Genomic DNA, 15,454 nt, shown 5'->3' on the forward strand with positions numbered 1-15,454 from the left:
GGTGAGGGGCGTGCGCGACGACGAACTGCGCGCCGCGCTGCGGGAGTCGGCCGGGGCGTACGAGCCCGACCGGGCGCGCATCCTGGCCCGCGTCGAGCGCGGCACGGCGGGCGGGGAGGGCGCGCCGCGTCCCTCCGCGCGGCCGGCCGCCCTCGGCTGGCTGCGGGTCGCCGGCGCCGCGGTCGCGGTCGCGGGCGTGCTCGCGGCAGGCGGGTACGCGGTCACGTCGGCGGTGGGCGGCGGGACCGGCGGCCGGACGGCGGCGGCCACGCCCGGCCCGGACCGCGCGAGCCCCCCGGCCTCCCCGGCCGGTGCCGGTGCCGGTGCCGGTGCCGGTGCCGGTGCCGAGGACGGTCCGCTGGAGGCGGACGGCTCGGTCGACCCGCACAGCGACGAGTTCTGGGCGCAGAGCAAGGTGACGGTGCGGACCGGCGGACGGCTCACCGCACTGAAGGTGGTGCTGAAGGTCTGGCAGACCGGCGGGGTCGCCTCCTCCGGTGCCTGGTGCTCCGCGCCCGGGGAGGACTTCACGACGACCGTCGTCCGGCGGGACGGCTTCCTCGTCCACACCTGGGTGCTCAGGCCGGGCCGTACGGTGCGGCCGGGCGAGTGGGTGTTCGCGGGCCAGTACGGCCACGACCGCGGCGGCCGTGACGCCGGGGACGACCGGTACGCGGTGACCGCCCGGGCCGGCGGCGAACAGCGGTCCGTGGCGGGCGGCTTCGCGCGCACCGGCTCCGGCGACGGCGGGGCCTCGTAGTCCGCCGGAGCCGGACCGGGCGCGAACGGATCGGGGCCGGACGGAACCTGCCGCCCCCGCACGGCATCTGACATGACGTACCGGTGAGAGCCGCTTCGTCCGGCTCCACGGTTCCGCCGGCCAGAGCCCCCCTCGGCCGGACGGAGGAGCGCCCCCGCCGGTGACGACCGGCGGGGGCGCTCATGCACCCGGTCCCTCTCCCCCGTCACAGGACGGAGTCGAGCCAGGCGAACACCTCGTCCTGCTGGGGCACGGTGAACACATGGCCCAGCTCCGGCCAGACGCGGGTGTGCAGCCGCTCCCCGGCGTGCCGGGCCCGCCACACGGCACGCAGCTTCTCGTACGCGACCCGGACGCCCTCCGCGGGGAACAGGGTGTCCTGTCCGCCGTGGAAGAACAGCATGGGCCGGGGTGCGGCGATGCTCGCCACGTCGGGGAAGTCGAGGTGCCGGGCCAGCCCGGGGTGCAGCATGTGATAGGCGGACTGGCCGCGCAGGATGTTGTTGCCGGGCACCATGACCTCCTTCAGCCCGGTCATCCAGCACACGCTCGCCGCGGCCGCGACGTCGTCGCCGAGGGCGGCCGTCTGCCAGGCGCGGAAGGCGCCCATGGAGAAGCCGAGGGCCGCGACCCGGCGCCGGTCCACCCGGTCGAGACCGGCCAGGAAGCGGGCGGCGCGCACGTCCTCGCGGGCCATCAGCCCGGCCAGTGACGAGCCCAGGTTGAGGAGGTTGGCGGCCAGGGCCTGCTGCTGTTCGTAGAGGAGCGGTCCGCGGTCGCCCCAGCCCAGCGCGTCCAGGGCGAGGACCGCGTACCCGCGCCGGGCCAGCTCGTCGCCGACGAACCGCCCGCCGAAGCAGCGGTCCGCCCAGGCCTGCGCGGAGGCCAGGCGCACGTCGTCGTTCCAGGGCCGGACCAGCTTCTCCTTGCCGATGTCGAACCTGGACCCGTGGTCGTGGAGGAGCAGGACGGCGGGGAACGGGCCGGTGCCGTGCGGGGTGAGCAGGAGGCCGCGGACCCGTTCGTACCGGGTCAGGGAGAGCGTCACCGACTCCCGCGTGTACCCGTCCGCCTCCTCCCGCTGCGCCTCGTCGAACGACGGGTCGTACGGGGTGCCGTCCCGCTCGGTGAGCAGGTGCTCCTCGACCTTGGAGCGGGCCGTGCGCCGCCAGGTCCTGAAGTCCCGGACCGGGGAGGTGCCCCAGGCGAGCGGGAAGCGCAGCCCGTCCCTGAGGAGGGCGTGGAAGCCGGGGAGATTGCCCTCGACGACACCCCCGCCGGCACCCGCGAGCGGTGCCGTGTGCGCCGGTGCCACGTGAGCCGTGGATGCGTGAGCCGTGGACGCGTGGGCCGTGGACGGGCCCGCCCCCGTCGCGCCGAACAGCGCCGCCGCCCCGGCGCCCGCGCCCGCCACGAAGTCCCGGCGGCCCAGCGGCGGCCGCCCGGTCCCACCGGCCCCGTCCGGCTCAGTCCCCGCGTTCATGCGGCCTCCAGTCGCCGAGGTAGGTCCTGCGGGTGTGCGAGGCGGCCTCGGCGCGCGTGAGCTGGGGCCGGTTCGCGGGGACGGTGATCTCGGCGCCGGGCCCGCCGTTGCGGTACTCGGCGAACCGCTGGTCCTGCCACGGGTGGGCCGCCGCCATGTTCGCGTACGGCTCCACCGCGTCGATCCCGGCGCCGAGGCGGGTCCCGCGCACGGTCAGCATGGGCCGCGCGGTGGTGTCGGAGCTGGGCACCCAGGGCCGGGCCAGCTTGTAGTGGGCGTCCGGTGCCGCGCTCGTGATCCGGCTCCCCGTCACCAGGTAGCCGCGCGGGTTGGCGGCGGCTGTCGAGGGCGCGAAGACGAAGCCGTACGGGGCGGTGGCGAGGTCCGTCCGGTCCAGGGTGCGGAAGTGGCAGTGCTCGAACACGGCGGTGGCCCGCCCGAACACGAAGTCCACGTCCCCCTCGACGTAGCAGTGCGAGAAGTACTGCCGGGCGAGGACGCCGACGGACGCGGTGTCGGCGTACAGCGTGTCCTGGTGGCCCAGGAAACGGCAGTGGTGGAACGCCGACCGGTCGCCCTGGACCTTGAGGGCGACGGCCTGCGTCCCGGTGGTCCCGGGGTGGTCGGCGCGCAGCCAGTCGTTGGCGAAGGTGACGTGCCGGGCGGTGAACCCGTCGGCCTGCACGGTGGTGGTGGCGGAGCCGCTGGTGCCGTGGGTGCCGCCGCCGGGCTTGGGGGTGCCGTTGGCGTTGTCGTACACGACGACGACGTCCCGCGCGTCCTCGGAGGCGCCGAGCCAGGTCATCCCCGTACGGTCGGCGCCGACGGAGACCGTCTCGCGGTACGTCCCCGGCGCGATGACCAGGGTGTGGCCGCCCTCCGCGCCTGCGGCGTCCACGGCGGCCTGGACGGTGGTGTGGTCGCCGAGGCCGCCGGGGTGGACGTACAGGGTGCGCCCGTGGAGCCGGACCGAGGGCGAACCGTACCGTCCGAAGGGGGAGCGCCCGCGGGCGCGGGCGGTCCCGCCGGCGCCGAGCGCGAGCGCCGCCCCGACGCCCGCGGCCACGAAGGACCGTCGGCCGCTGCCGGTGCCGCTACCGGTGCCGCTGCTGCCGGCCGTTGTCGGCGGGGCCACGGTCAGCAGACCTTTCCGGCGCCCGCGCGGCCGTCGACGATGCCCGGCACGGCACGCGGCGGGTCGACCTTCGTGCGCAGGGTCGGCGTCCACCCCGCCCCCGACCGGAGCGTCTCCTCGGGGATCTCCGCGTTGTGGACGGCGACGAGGTCGGTCCTGCGGCCGTTGACGTAGTTGTTCACGGCCGTGAGCGGCGCCTCGCTCCACTTCTTCAGCGTCCTGGCCGCGCTGACGCCGGCCGGCAGCGAGAAGGCGTTGTCGGAGGCGTACAGCTGCGAGGAGGCGCCGATGCCGAAGGTGTAGCCGTACGCCTGCTCCTCGGTCACCACGAAGTGGTTGTTGTACGCGTCGACCTGCCCGAAGCGCACCCGCGGCGTCCGCTCGACGACGCCCTCGAACCGGTTGTGGTGCAGCGTGACCTTCAGCTTGCCGGCGTCGGTCGCGCCGGCGCCGTCGCTGTTGCCGATCAGCATGGTCTTGTCGTGGTCCTCGACCGCGTTCCAGGACACGGTGACGTGGTCGGCGCCGCGCACGATGTCGAGCAGGCCGTCGTGCTGCTGGTAGGTCTCGCCGAAGTACGTCGGCAGGGTGCTGTCCGGGTAGCGGCCGTCGGTCAGGGTGTTGTGGTCGACCCACACGTGGGTGGAGCCGTACACCACGACCGCGTCGTACTCGGAGTTCCAGGCGCCGGTGTCGGTGTCGGTCGGGTCCCACTGCGGGAAGCAGTCCAGCGGGGCCTCGATGGTGAGGTTGCGCAGGATGACGTTGTCGACGCCCTTGATCTGCAGGCTGCCGCCCCTGATCCCGGCGCCCTTGCCGACGCCGACGATGGTGGTGTCGGCGGGGACGTCCGCCTTGATCGCCGCGTCCTGATTGGCTGCGGAGGCGGCGCGCAGTCCTTCGGGGCTGTCGGCGGGCTCCCCCGACAGATCGGTGTCCAGGCCCCAGTTCTCGGGCGAGTACTTCTCCAGGTAGGCGCCGAAGTCGTACCCCGGGGCCTGGAAGGACGCGCACCCCTCGGCGACCGGGTCGATGACGCCCTTGACCTTGATGATCCTCGGCGCGTCCCCGCCGGCCTGCAGCGCGGCCTTGAACTGGGCCCAGGTGGTGACGGTGTGGACCTGCGCGGCGCCGGCGGCGGCCCCACCGGTGGTCCCGGCGGCTTCGGCCCCCCACCCGTCCCCACGGGGAAGGGTCTCCCGCCCGAGATCACGGGCATGGGGCTGAACATGGGCATGAGCAAGCGTCCCGCTGAGCGCGAGGACAAGAGCGGTGCATCCGACGAGGGACGCCCTAGCATGAGCATGCCAAATACGCGTACGCATGGGTGCGGGTTCCTTCCGTTTTCGAGGAGCGCGGTCATTCGCTTCTAAGGGGCGCGGGGAACGGCGCAGTCTTTTGCTTTTAAGGGGCGCGGGGAACGGCGCAATCTTTCGGCGGAGCCGGGTCCTTAGGGGCGCGGGGAACTGCGCGACCGGCCACGACGGCCCCGCAGCTCCCCCACGACCTCAGGCCCCTTGAGGCCCCTCGGGCCCCCAGACCGGACCTGTGCGAACAGGCCCGGTCACCCCTTCTGCTCGTTCCACTCCGCCTGAGCCTCATTCAGCTGATCCGCCAACGTGCCCAGGAACTCCTTCTCACTGAGCGACCCGTTCAGCACCTTCTGGAAGGCCGGCTCGTTGTCGGTCTTCGAGATGGTGTTCCAGTCGGGCAGGTAGTACGGCAGCTGGACGATCGTGGTGGACCCGTCGGTCAGCGCCTGCGCGGCCAGCTTGGTCGGCTCGGCCTTCGCCACCCACGCGGCCTTCGCGGCGTCGGTGTTGGACGGCACCTGCCCCGCGGACTCGTTGAACTTGGAGTTCTGCGCCGCCGCCGTGGCGAACTCGATGAACTTCCAGGCCGCTTCCTTGTTCTTAGAGGTCTTGAAGATGCCGAGCCCATCGACGGGGTTGGACACCTGGACCCGCTTGCCACCGGGCCCGGTCGGCTGCGGGATGCCGCGGAACTTGTCGGTCCCGAGCGCCTTCACGTGGTCCTGGTAGGAGCCCAGGTTGTGGTTGAGCATGCCGATCGTGCCGGAGTCCCACTGCGCGACCATCTTGGTGAAGTCGTTGTTGAGGTCGGCCGCCGGCGTGGCCTTCTTGAAGAGGCCGGTGTACTTCTCCAGCGCCGCCACGTTCTTCGGGTCGTCGACCGTGGTCTTCTCGTTGGCGGAGTCCCAGAAGGACGTGATGCCGGACTGCCCGTACATCGCGTCCAGCGCCTGGGCGATGGAGCCCGCGCCCCCGCGGATGGTGTAGCCGAAGGCGTTGTCGTCCTTGTCGGTGAGCTTGTCGGCGGCCTCGTAGAACGCGTCCCAGGTGGTCGGCGCCTCCAGGCCGGCCGCCTCGAACAGATCGGTGCGGTAGTAGAGGACGCCGTTGTTGGCGGAGGTCGGGACCGAGTACAGCGTGCTGTCCTCGGCACCGCCGCCGCCCGCGGCCTTCAGCGACTTGACCATGTCGTCGTTGAGCTTGCCGTTCAGGGAGGACTTGCCGAGGCGGTCGTCCAGCGGCTCCAGCGCGTTCTGCGCGGCGAAGCCCGCGAGCATCGCCGCGCCGACCCCGCCGACGTCCGGCAGCCCCTCGGCCTGGATGGAGGTGTCGACCTTCGACTGGTACTCGGTGGCGGCGATCGGGACGTACTTGACGTCGATGTCCGGGTTGGCCTTCTCGAAGTCGGCGATGATCTCCTTCCAGATGTCGGTGCGGACACCGCCGTTGTTGTCCCAGAAGGTGATCTCGCCCTTGCCGCTGCCCTCGGCGCCCTTGTCGCCCGACGCACCGCTGCCGTCGTCGCCGCACGCGGTGGCGGTCAGCGCGAGCACGGCGCCCACGGCGACGGCGGTGACGGAGCGGCGCGCTCCGCTGCTTCTCCTGCGCATGCTGCTTCTCCTGCGGATGCTGCTCTTCATGATCGGCTCTCTTCTTCTGGATCGATCCGACGAGGTCGTACCGCTGTGCGGTGGCGCTGCGGTGCGGTGATGCGGTGGTGCGGTGGTGGAGGTCAGGGCCTGCGGCCGGTGATCCGGAACCGCGTGAACGTGGCCGATCCGGCGTGTCCCGCGCCGGCCGGCGCGACCCCGAAGAGGCCGAGCAGGGCGCCGACCCAGCGCCAGGGGGTGGCCGCGAAGACCTGTCCCGAGGGCTCCCAGCCGCTGCCCAGGTCGTACGAGAAGCGGCAGCGCGCCCCCGCGCCGGCCTCGATCCGCAGCCGGACGCGTCCCTCGGGGGCCATCCGCGGATGGGCGGCGTCCCGTTCGTGCTCGGCGACCGACTCGGCGAACCGGTGCACGAGGTGGACCGTCCCGTCGGCCCCCCGTTCGAGCCCGATCCAGCTGAACGCGTCGCCCAGGACGGCCAGTCCGGCCCGTGCGCCCGGCTGGTCGGCGTCGAGCCGCAGCCTGACCTCGACGGTGCAGGGGGCGCCCGGCAGCCGCTGGGTGAGCACGCTCGGCAGCCTGCGCAGGTCGTGCGCGTCCGGCGAGCGCACGCAGGCGAGGCGCAGTCCGTCGCCGGAGTGCTGGGTGGCCCAGCCCTCCTGGGGATTGGCGGTCCACTGCCACTGCCGGCCGAACCGCCCGCCGGGGAAGTCGTCGTCGGTGGCGGGCGCGGAGGGCGGCTGCCGCGGCAGGTCGGGCTTGCGGTGCACGGCCACGGGGGTGCCCGCGTCGCCGATGACCGGCCAGCCGTCGGCGCCCCAGCGCATCGGCTGCAGGTGGACGACCCTCCCGTACGCGCCCTTGTGCTGGAAGTGCGCGAACCAGTGCTCGCCGGACGGGGTGGACACCCAGCCGCCCTGGTGGGGCCCGTTGACGTCGGTGGCGCCCTGCTCCAGGACGACCCTCTCCTCGTACGGGCCGAAGAAGCCGCGCGAGCGGAGGGCGCCCTGCCAGCCGGTCTCGACGCCGCCCGCGGGGGCGAAGATCCAGAACCAGCCGTCGTGCCGGTAGAGCTTCGGTCCCTCCAGCGTGAACCAGCCGGGGATGCGGTCGCCGTCGACGATCACCTCGCCCTCGTCGAGCAGGCCGGTGGCGTCGGGCCGCATCCGGTGGCCGGTGAGCCGGTTCTTGATGCCGGAGCGGGACTTCGCCCAGCCGTGCACGAGGTACGCCTCGCCGCTCTCCTCGTCCCACAGCGGGCAGGCGTCGATGAGCCCCTTGCCCGCCTTGAGGAGGTGCGGGGCGGTCCAGGGGCCGCGTATCTCCGGGGCGCTGACCTGGTAGACACCGTGGTCGGGGTCGCCCCAGAAGATCCAGAACCGGTCGTCGTGGTGGCGCAGCGCCGGCGCCCAGACCCCGCAGTCGTGCCGCGGCACCGCGAACTCCCGCGCCGGTTCCAGGCGGTCGAGGGCGTGGCCGACCAGGGTCCAGTTGACCAGGTCGCGCGAGTGCAGCAGCGGCAGGCCGGGGGCCCGGCCGAAGCTGGAGGCGGTCAGGTAGTAGTCGTCGCCGACGCGCAGCAGGTCGGGGTCCGACCAGTCGGCGTCCAGGACCGGGTTGCGGTACGTGCCGTCGCCGAGGTCGGCGGTGAAGGCGGGTGCGTCCTGCGCGTTCACGGGCTCACCGCCTTGCGGACGAGGGCCGCCGCCTCGCTCGCGTCGAGCCGGCCGTCGGCGACGACGGTGACGACGCGGCGCACGACGGTCTCCCCGGCCGGGACCGGCAGCCGCTCCTCGTGGGCGAGCGAGGAGCCGACGCCGGGGTACTCGGTGGTGCGCACGAACCACGGATCGCGGCGGGTGCGGTCGGTGGCGCCGGCGAACACCAGCGTCCAGCCGGCGCCCGCGAGCGCCACCCAGCCGGCGGGGGACCCGTGCACCGCCTCCTCGCCCTCGCTGCCCGCGGTGAACACGGCGGGCGGTTCGGCCTCCTTGCGGGCCCGCCAGAAGAACCCCCCGTAGGCCGCGCCGGGGCGGCCGTTGGTGGCCGGGCTGCCGATCGACAGGTCCGCGGCGGTGGTGTTGGTGAGCGAGAAGGTGAAGTCCAGCGCCCAGGCGGTGTCGGTCAGTTCGGTGGCCGCGACCGTGCGCCGCTCGCGCAGCAGCTCGGTCCCGCCGGCCACCCAGCGCAGCTCCTCCACGAAGCCGTCCGGGTCGCTCAGCTGGAACGCGGAGTGCCGCTGGGCACCGTGGTTGTCCAGCTCGGTCGGGCCCCGGCCGCGTACGAAGGTGCGGCCGCCCCAGAAGTTGAACCCCTCGACGTCGGGAACGGCGACACCGACGCCGAGGTGGTGGAGGTGGTCGGCGGGGCTGAGCTCGGTGACAGCCGTGCCGGCCAGGGTGGTGACGGGGTGCAGGTAGGGACGGGGCGACAGGGCCGGCGCCAGTTCGGGCCGGGCGGTGTACCGGCCGACCGGACGGCCCGCGACGCGCAGGACCAGCGACTCGCTGCTCATCAGGTGCTCACTTCTTTCCGGGGCTCCGGGGCCGCCCAGGAGGCGCCCAGCTCGGAGTAGAGGGCGAGGGTGTCGGCGGCGGCCGCGACGAGTGCGTCGGCCCCGCGCACGACCCGCCGGTCCTCCTCGGCGTCGAGGTACCAGGCACCGGCGGGCAGCGCGACGGGGTCCGGGGCCCGCCGGATCGCCTCGACGACCCGCATGAAGGCCCCGGTCGTGTCGGGCGGGACCAGCAGCGCGGCCCGGCCCGCGAGGTGCCCGACCAGGTTCTCCAGCAGGTCGGTCCTGCCGTACGCGGTCTCCTGCGGGCCGTGCCCGGAGCGCTGGAGGAGGACGCGGTCCTGCTTGTACCAGAAGGTGATCCGGCCGCCGCTGCCGTGCACCCGGACGTACGGCTCGTCGGGCCGCTCGGCGCACAGGGTCGCGGCGACGGTGACGCGGCGCCCGCCGGTGGTGGTGACGCGGACGCAGGAGGTGTCGTCGGACTCGATCTCGTTGGCGCGCAGCAGTTCGGTCTCGATGCCGGCGACGTCCTCGGCGCGGGTGGCGCCGTCGAGGGCGAGGGCGGTGGCGACGGCGTGGGCCAGGGGGTTGGTCAGGACGCCGTCGACGACGTCGGCGCCGTCCAGCCGGCGCCGTCCGGCCCAGGGCGCGCGGCGGTAGTACGACTGCGCGCGGGCCCAGGCCCCGGCGCCGCCGATGCCGTCCACCCGGCCGATCGCGCCCTCCGTGATGAGCTCGCGGATCGCGGGCACGGCGTGCGAGCCCAGCGACTGGAAGCCGATCTGGCAGACCACCCCGGCCGCCGCCACCCCGTCGGCCAGCCGGCGGAACTCGGCGTACGACGGGGCCGGGGGCTTCTCCAGGAGCAGGTGCACCCCTCGCGCGGCGGCCGTCAGCGCCAGGTCGGTGTGGGTGGGGATCGGTGTGCAGATCACGGCGACCGCGGCGCCGGTGGAGTCCAGCAGGGCGCCGAAGTCGGCCGACTGCGCGGGGAGTTCGCCGGGGGCTGCGAAGGCGCCCAGCTCGTCCTCGGTGAGCGGGGTCAGCTCGCAGATCCCCGCGAGGCGCACCAGGCCCTCGTCCTGGAGGCGGCGGATGTTCTCCAGGTGCCAGCGGCCGTGTCCGCGGGCGCCCGCGAGGACGACAGGCAGGGGGTGTGCGAGGGGACGCTCCGGGTCGCTCATCCCTTCACCGCCCCGGCGCTGAAGCCCGTGATCAGCCACTTCTGGATGAAGGCGAAGACGATCACGACGGGCACGGCCGCGACGATGCCGCCGGCGGCGAGGGCGCCGAGGTCGACGCTGTCGGCGCTCATCAGGCTGTTGAGGCCGACGGGGATCGTCTGCTTCTCCTGGTCGCTGAGGAACATCAGGGCGAACAGGAAGTGGTTCCAGGAGTGCACGAAGGCGAAGGAGCCCACCGCGATCAGTCCGGGGCGCAGCAGCGGCAGGACGACGACGCGGAAGCCGGTGAAGCGGTTGCAGCCGTCGACCCAGGCGGCCTCCTCCAGGGAGTACGGCACGTTCCGGATGAAGCCGCTGATCAGGATCATCGACAGCGGCAGCTGGAAGACGGTCTCGGCGAGGATGACGCTGCCCAGCGAGTTGATCATCTGCAGCTCGGCGAAGATCTGGAACAGCGGCACCAGGAGCAGCGCGCCCGGTACGAACTGGGAGCAGAGCAGGGCCAGCATGAAGGCGCGCTTGACCTTGAAGTCGAAGCGGGCCAGGGCGTAGCCGCCGGCCAGCGCGACGAGCGTGGTCATCAGGAGCGTGGCGAGCCCGACGTAGACGCTGTTCTCGAAGTAGGTGCCGAAGCTCCGGTCGTTCCAGACCTTGTCGAAGTGCTCGAAGGTCATCGGCCAGGGCACGAGCGAGGTCGAGCCGGTGGGCCTGAGGGCGAACAGCAGGATCCAGTAGAAGGGGACGAGGGTGAAGAGGAGATAGATGCCGAGCGGCAGGTAGATCTGCCGGCGCGGGGCCTCGTCCCAGGCGCGCCGCCCCTTGCGCGGACGCTGCGGCGGTTCGTCGGCCACCGGCGCGGGCACGGCCGGGGCGACGGTGTCGATGTCCTTGGTGATCATTTGTCCCCACCCACTCCGAACTTGCTCAGCCGCAGGTAGACCATCGAGCAGAACAGCAGGATCACGAACGCGACGGTGGTCAGGGCCGAGGCGTAGCCGAAGTCGTGCGCGTCGACGCTGGTGTTGGCGATGTAGAGCGGCAGGGTCGTGGTCTCCCCCGCGGGTCCGCCGCCGGTGAGCGTGTAGAGGAGGTCGACGTTGTTGAACTCCCACACCGCGCGCAGCAGCGTGGAGAGGATGATCGCGTCCTTGAGGTGCGGCAGGGTGATGTGCAGGAACTGCCGCAGGCGGCTCGCGCCGTCGACCTCGGCGGCCTCGTACAGGTCCTTCGAGACGGACTGCAGGTCGGCGAGGATGAGGATCGCGAAGAAGGGGACGCCGCGCCACAGGTCCGCGACCACCGCGGCCGGGAAGACCGTCGAGGTGTCGGAGAGCCAGCTGGTGCCGTACTCCCCGATGCCCAGGTCGGCCAGGTAACGGCTGATGCCCGTCTGGGAGTTGTAGAGCAGCACCCAGATCGCGGAGGTGAGCACACCGGAGACGGCCCAGGGCGAGAAGACGAGCGCGCGGCCCAGCGAGCGGCCCACGAAGGTCTGGTTGACGATCAGGGCCAGCGCCAGGCCGAACACCAGCTGGAGCCCCACCTCGACGACCACCCACTTGCCGCTGAAGACCAGGGTGTCCCAGAACTGCGGGTCCTCGGTGAAGGCGTGGGTGAAGTTGCCGAGGCCCGCGAAGCCGTTGCGCCAGGGCTTGGTGGGGTTGTAGTCCTGCAGACTGTAGTAGAAGACGCTGAGCACCGGGTAGGCGATGAAGCCCAGCATCAGCAGCACCGCGGGGGCGATCAGCAGATACGGGAGCCTGCGGGGCGTCGCCGAGCCACGGCGCCGCCTCGGTGGCGCGGGCTGCTTCGCCACGGCTGCGGCTTGTGCCATGACTGTTCTCCGTTCTCGGGTCGATCTTGGTAGCAAGCGCTTTCACACACGGCGTGCGGCGCCGGGGCGGTGCGTGGGTGGTGCGGGAGTGCGTGGGTGGTGCGGGTCAGCCCGCGTACGGGTCCGGGACCTGGCCCGGACGGGCCAGGAAGGCGAAGTCGCAGCCGCTGTCGGCCTGGGTGATCTGTTCGCTGTACAGCGCGCCGTAGCCGCGCTCGTAGGGCTCGGGCGGCGCGGTCCACTGCGCCCTCCGCCGCGCCAACTCGTCTTCTTCGACGTTCAGTTGGAGGGAACGTGCCTCGACGTCGAGCGTGATCGTGTCGCCGGTGCGGACCAGCGCGAGCGGGCCGCCGACGTACGACTCGGGCGCCACGTGCAGCACGCAGGCGCCGTAACTCGTACCGCTCATCCGGGCGTCGGAGATCCGCACCATGTCCCGCACCCCCTGCTTGAGCAGGTGGTCGGGGATCGGCAGCATCCCGTACTCGGGCATGCCGGGTCCGCCCTTGGGGCCGGAGTTGCGCAGCACCAGCACGGTGTCGGCGGTGATGCCCAGCTCAGGGTCGTCGACGGTGCGCTGCATGGTCCGGTAGTCGTCGAAGACGACCGCGCGGCCGGTGTGCTTGAGCAGGTGCGGCTCGGCGGCGATGTGCTTGATGACCGCGCCGTCGGGGCAGAGGTTGCCGCGCAGCACGGCGACGCCCCCTTCGGCGGCGACGGGGTTCTCCCGGGTGCGGATCACGTCGTCGTCGTGCACCCGCGCGCCGGCGAGCTGTTCGCGCAGGGTGTCGTGGGAGACGGTCGGCCGGTCCAGGTGCAGCAGGTCGGTGATCCGCGACAGGAACCCGGGCAGCCCGCCGGCGAAGTGGAAGTCCTCCATGAGGTACCTCCGGCCGCCGGGCCGTACGTTCGCCAGGACCGGCACCGTACGGGCGATGCGGTCGAAGTCGTCGAGGGTGAGCCGGGCGCCGGCCCGGCCCGCCATGGCGATGAGGTGGATCACGGCGTTGGTGGAGCCGCCGAGCCCGAGGACGGTCGTCACGGCGTCCTCGAAGGCCTCCTGGGTGAGGATGTCGGACAGCTTCCGGTCCTTGCGGATCAGTTCGACGATCCGGAGCCCGGAGGCGGCGGCCATCCGGTCGTGCCCGGAGTCGACGGCGGGGATGCTGGACGCGCCGGGCACGGTGACCCCGAGCGCCTCGGCGGCGGCGGTGAGCGTGGACGCCGTCCCCATGGTCATGCAGTGCCCCGGGGACCGTGCGAGCCCGCTCTCCAGCTCGGTCATCTCGCAGTCGCCGATGAGGCCGGCGCGCCGGTCGTCCCAGTACTTCCACATGTCGGTGCCGGAGCCCAGGACCTCGTTGCGCCAGTGGCCCGGCAGCATGGGCCCGGCCGGCACGAAGACGGCCGGCAGGCCGACCGACGCGGCGCCCATCAGCAGTGCGGGCGTCGACTTGTCGCAGCCGCCCATCAGGACGGCCCCGTCCACCGGGTACGACCTCAGCAGCTCCTCGGTCTCCATCGCGAGCAGGTTGCGGTAGAGCATCGGAGTGGGCTTCTGGAAGGTCTCGCTCAGCGTGGCGACCGGGAACTCCAGCGGGAAGCCGCCCGCCTGCCACACGCCCCGCTTGACCGCCTGGGCGCGGTCGCGCAGGTGGACGTGGCAGGGGTTGATGTCGGACCAGGTGTTGAGGATCGCGACGACCGGCTTGCCCAGGTGCTCCTCGGGGAGGTAGCCGAGCTGGCGGGTGCGGGCGCGGTGGCTGAAGGAGCGCAGGCCCGACGCGACGCCGCTGCCGTACCACTGGTGGCTGCGCAGCCGCCGTGCCGCGTCCGGGCCGTCGCTGTCCGAGGCGTCCGCGCCGCCGCCGTCCGAGGGTCCCGCGGCCGTCGCCGGGTCGACATCCGTCATATCGACCACCCCGCGGCGATCGCGGCGACCTCGGCCCGTTCGGACTCGGGGAGCTGCCGGCTCGGCGGGCGGACGTCGCGGCGGCACAGGCCCAGGGAGGCCAGCGCCTCCTTGACCACCGTCACGTTGTTGGCGGAGCCGTTGGCCCCGCGCAGCTCCTCGAAGCGGCGGATCTGCTCCCAGACCTTCATGGCGCCCGCGTAGTCGCCGGAGCGCAGCGCCTCGATCATGTTCAGGGAGACGGCCGGGGCCACGTTGACCAGGCCGGAGGTGAAGCCGGTCGCGCCCGCCGAGAAGTAGGAGGGCGCGTACGGCTCCGCGAGTCCGGCCACCCACACGAAGCGCTCAAGACCGGCGTCCCGCGCGAACGCGGCGAAGCGGGAGGCGTCGGGGACGGCGTACTTCACGCCGATGACGTTCGGGCAGGTGTCGGCCAGCTCGGCGAGGCGGGCGCCGGCGAGCACCGCGTTGCGGATGTAGGGGACCACGCCCAGTTCGGGCACGGCCTGCGCGATCGCCCGGTGGTAGTCGACCCAGCCGTCCTCGGAGACGTACGGGTGCACGGGCTGGTGGACCATGACCATCTGCGCGCCCAGCTCGCGGGCGTGGCGGGCGGAGGCGACGGCGGTCGGCAGGTCGTGCCCGACCCCGGCCAGGACGGTGGCCCGGCCCCGCGCCTCGTCGACCGTCAGCTCGGTGACCAGGCGCCGCTCCTCGGGGCTGAGGGCGTAGAACTCGCCGGTGTTGCCGTTCGGCGTGACGATGCGCACGCCGCCGTCCAGGATCCGGCGCAGCAGGGCGCGGTGGACGTCGCGGTCGACGGAGCCGTCCGCCGCGAAGGGGGTCACGGGGATCGCCACCACGTCGGCGAGGGCGGCCCGCTGGGCCTCGAACGTGGTCGTGGTCGTGGCGGCGGTCGCGGTCGTGTCCGCGGTTGCGGTCGTGTTCGTGGTCGCGGTCGTGTCCGTGGTCGCGGTCATTGCGGCTCACCCTCTTCCCGGTCCCCGGGGAAGGCCCGTTGCACGAACGAGGCGATGTGCGCGTGCAGGGCGCCCGCCGCGCCGTCCGCGTCGCCGTCGAGGGCGAGCCGCAGGATCTCCCGGTGCTCGGCGGCCTCCCGCTCCCAGGAGGGGTCTGCCGCCCACGCGACCGCGGAGACCAGGGCGGCCTGGTCGCGGACCTCGTCGAGCATCCGGCCGAGCAGCGGGTTGCCGCAGCGCACGTACAGGGAGCGGTGGAACTCCCGGTTGGCGAGCGAGCGCTGGGCGGTGTCGGTGGCGGCGTCGGCGCGCTCCAGCGCCTCGCGCGCCGTGTCGAGGGAGGAGCCGCGCCGCACCGAGCGCCGCAGCGCCTCCGGCTCCAGGAGCAGCCGTACGTCGTACACCTCGCGCGCCATGTCCGCGTCCACCATGCGCACCGTGACGCCCTTGTACTGGTTCATCACGACGAGCCCGGTGCCGGCCAGCGTCTTGAGCGCCTCGCGCACCGGGGTCTTGGAGACCCCGAACTGCGCGGCGAGTTCGGTCTCGACCAGGGCCTGCCCGGGGGGCAACTGCCCGGTGAGGATGCGGTGTTTGATCCCTTCCAGCACGAACTGCGTGCGGGAGGGGATCGGCGTGGGCACAGAGGTCATGCTCGCCTCTCGGTGGTACGCGGCCCCCGGGGAACGGGAGTTCGCGTATCTGATCTCGCGTATCGCGTCTCATAT

The 15,454-nt window shown here is 72.9% G+C and carries 13 protein-coding genes; 1 reads left to right on the plus strand and 12 read right to left on the minus strand.

The genetic code is table 11. From position 1 onward, the window contains the following. The coding region (locus FGF04_RS21840) for a hypothetical protein (RefSeq protein WP_408055647.1) at window positions 1–760 on the plus strand (760 nt) is incomplete at its 5' end. A 205-nt stretch (window positions 761–965) separates the two neighbouring features. Here the strand turns inward: FGF04_RS21840 and FGF04_RS21845 are convergent. The 12 genes from FGF04_RS21845 to FGF04_RS21900 form a co-directional block, all read right to left on the minus strand. Continuing rightward, window positions 966–2,243 (minus strand): dienelactone hydrolase family protein, encoded by a 1,278-nt coding sequence (locus FGF04_RS21845; RefSeq protein ID WP_149512998.1) that lies wholly within the window; start codon window positions 2,241–2,243, stop codon window positions 966–968. Then, on the minus strand, window positions 2,227–3,309 hold the full coding sequence (locus FGF04_RS21850; protein ID WP_408055661.1) for a pectinesterase family protein: 1,083 nt from the start codon (window positions 3,307–3,309) through the stop codon (window positions 2,227–2,229). The genes FGF04_RS21845 and FGF04_RS21850 overlap by 17 nt, the downstream gene beginning before the upstream one ends. 71 nt (window positions 3,310–3,380) lie before the next feature. After that, window positions 3,381–4,703 carry a pectate lyase family protein gene (locus FGF04_RS21855; protein ID WP_149513000.1) on the minus strand — a complete coding sequence of 441 codons (1,323 nt, stop codon included), beginning with the start codon at window positions 4,701–4,703 and terminating at the stop codon, window positions 3,381–3,383. Window positions 4,704–4,942: 239 nt separating this feature from the next. Then, window positions 4,943–6,331: an ABC transporter substrate-binding protein gene (locus FGF04_RS21860; RefSeq protein WP_188114174.1), complete on the minus strand. Its 1,389-nt coding sequence runs from the start codon at window positions 6,329–6,331 to the stop codon at window positions 4,943–4,945. A gap of 92 nt (window positions 6,332–6,423) precedes the next feature. Next, on the minus strand, window positions 6,424–7,974 hold the full coding sequence (locus FGF04_RS21865; RefSeq protein ID WP_149513001.1) for a glycoside hydrolase family 43 protein: 1,551 nt from the start codon (window positions 7,972–7,974) through the stop codon (window positions 6,424–6,426). Beyond that, window positions 7,971–8,813, minus strand: coding sequence for a DUF6807 domain-containing protein (locus tag FGF04_RS21870; protein WP_408055648.1), 843 nt, complete (start codon window positions 8,811–8,813; stop codon window positions 7,971–7,973). Before FGF04_RS21870 ends, FGF04_RS21865 begins: the two co-directional genes overlap by 4 nt. Then, window positions 8,813–10,000 (minus strand): Gfo/Idh/MocA family protein, encoded by a 1,188-nt coding sequence (locus FGF04_RS21875; protein ID WP_149513002.1) that lies wholly within the window; start codon window positions 9,998–10,000, stop codon window positions 8,813–8,815. Before FGF04_RS21875 ends, FGF04_RS21870 begins: the two co-directional genes overlap by 1 nt. Continuing rightward, a complete protein-coding gene (locus FGF04_RS21880; RefSeq protein ID WP_149513003.1) occupies window positions 9,997–10,899 on the minus strand; it encodes a carbohydrate ABC transporter permease in 903 nt (300 codons plus the stop codon). Before FGF04_RS21880 ends, FGF04_RS21875 begins: the two co-directional genes overlap by 4 nt. Then, window positions 10,896–11,834 (minus strand): carbohydrate ABC transporter permease, encoded by a 939-nt coding sequence (locus tag FGF04_RS21885; protein ID WP_149513004.1) that lies wholly within the window; start codon window positions 11,832–11,834, stop codon window positions 10,896–10,898. The genes FGF04_RS21880 and FGF04_RS21885 overlap by 4 nt, the downstream gene beginning before the upstream one ends. 106 nt (window positions 11,835–11,940) lie before the next feature. Beyond that, window positions 11,941–13,746, minus strand: a complete 1,806-nt coding sequence (gene araD, locus FGF04_RS21890; protein WP_235882433.1) for an L-arabinonate dehydratase — start codon at window positions 13,744–13,746, stop codon at window positions 11,941–11,943. Continuing rightward, entirely contained in the window at window positions 13,743–14,726 is a 984-nt protein-coding gene (locus FGF04_RS21895; protein ID WP_149513005.1) for a dihydrodipicolinate synthase family protein, read from the minus strand. Before FGF04_RS21895 ends, araD begins: the two co-directional genes overlap by 4 nt. After that, complete coding sequence (locus FGF04_RS21900; RefSeq protein WP_149513006.1) at window positions 14,723–15,379, minus strand: GntR family transcriptional regulator; 657 nt, start codon at window positions 15,377–15,379, stop codon at window positions 14,723–14,725. Before FGF04_RS21900 ends, FGF04_RS21895 begins: the two co-directional genes overlap by 4 nt. Between the last annotated feature and the right edge of the window lie 75 nt (window positions 15,380–15,454).

The organism is Streptomyces apricus, from assembly GCF_008369065.1.
Taxonomy (GTDB): domain Bacteria; phylum Actinomycetota; class Actinomycetes; order Streptomycetales; family Streptomycetaceae; genus Streptomyces; species Streptomyces apricus.

Excerpts from the sequence above, each read along its gene's own strand:
- FGF04_RS21845 (WP_149512998.1), bottom strand. The coding sequence starts at position 2,243 with ATGAACGCGGGGACTGAGCCGGACGGGGCCGGTGGGACCGGGCGGCCG.
- FGF04_RS21855 (WP_149513000.1), bottom strand. The coding sequence starts at position 4,703 with ATGCGTACGCGTATTTGGCATGCTCATGCTAGGGCGTCCCTCGTCGGA.
- FGF04_RS21860 (WP_188114174.1), bottom strand. The coding sequence starts at position 6,331 with ATGAAGAGCAGCATCCGCAGGAGAAGCAGCATGCGCAGGAGAAGCAGC.
- FGF04_RS21870 (WP_408055648.1), bottom strand. The coding sequence starts at position 8,813 with ATGAGCAGCGAGTCGCTGGTCCTGCGCGTCGCGGGCCGTCCGGTCGGC.
- FGF04_RS21875 (WP_149513002.1), bottom strand. The coding sequence starts at position 10,000 with ATGAGCGACCCGGAGCGTCCCCTCGCACACCCCCTGCCTGTCGTCCTC.
- FGF04_RS21880 (WP_149513003.1), bottom strand. The coding sequence starts at position 10,899 with ATGATCACCAAGGACATCGACACCGTCGCCCCGGCCGTGCCCGCGCCG.
- FGF04_RS21885 (WP_149513004.1), bottom strand. The coding sequence starts at position 11,834 with ATGGCACAAGCCGCAGCCGTGGCGAAGCAGCCCGCGCCACCGAGGCGG.
- araD (WP_235882433.1), bottom strand. The coding sequence starts at position 13,746 with ATGACGGATGTCGACCCGGCGACGGCCGCGGGACCCTCGGACGGCGGC.
- FGF04_RS21895 (WP_149513005.1), bottom strand. The coding sequence starts at position 14,726 with ATGACCGCGACCACGGACACGACCGCGACCACGAACACGACCGCAACC.
- FGF04_RS21900 (WP_149513006.1), bottom strand. The coding sequence starts at position 15,379 with ATGACCTCTGTGCCCACGCCGATCCCCTCCCGCACGCAGTTCGTGCTG.